Annotated in this window: 1 protein-coding gene; it reads left to right on the top strand. The window is 70.3% G+C overall.

All coding sequences use genetic code 11. The features are described 5' to 3' along the window. Window positions 1-35: 35 nt before the first annotated feature. Window positions 36-266 (top strand): hypothetical protein (locus FJ658_RS15585; protein ID WP_219995801.1); only part of this gene is annotated, 231 nt, incomplete at its 3' end.

Raw genomic sequence — 266 nt, 5'->3', positions numbered from 1 at the left:
CCCTAGGCTGCCCCCGAGAGCGAAACCTTTCGGGAGTGCCGGTGCTGGTGGCGCGGGAACGACTGATCGCCGACCTGTCGTCGGACGGTCATCTGCTCGTCTGGGCGAGCCCTGGTTCGGGCAAGTCGACGCTGCTGCGTCAGTGGGTGGAGCATGCGCTCGCCCGGGGACTGCGCGCCGCGCTCGTCGACGGCTCGTCGGGCACGAGGCTCCGCACCGCCCTCGCCTCGCGATCCTCGATCGACGTGCTCGTGATCGACAACGCC

The sequence above is a fragment of the Schumannella sp. 10F1B-5-1 genome (assembly GCF_006517535.1).
Lineage (GTDB): Bacteria > Actinomycetota > Actinomycetes > Actinomycetales > Microbacteriaceae > Schumannella.
Note: the sequence above shows the minus strand (reverse complement) of the source record. Positions and strands in the feature narration are given on the sequence as shown.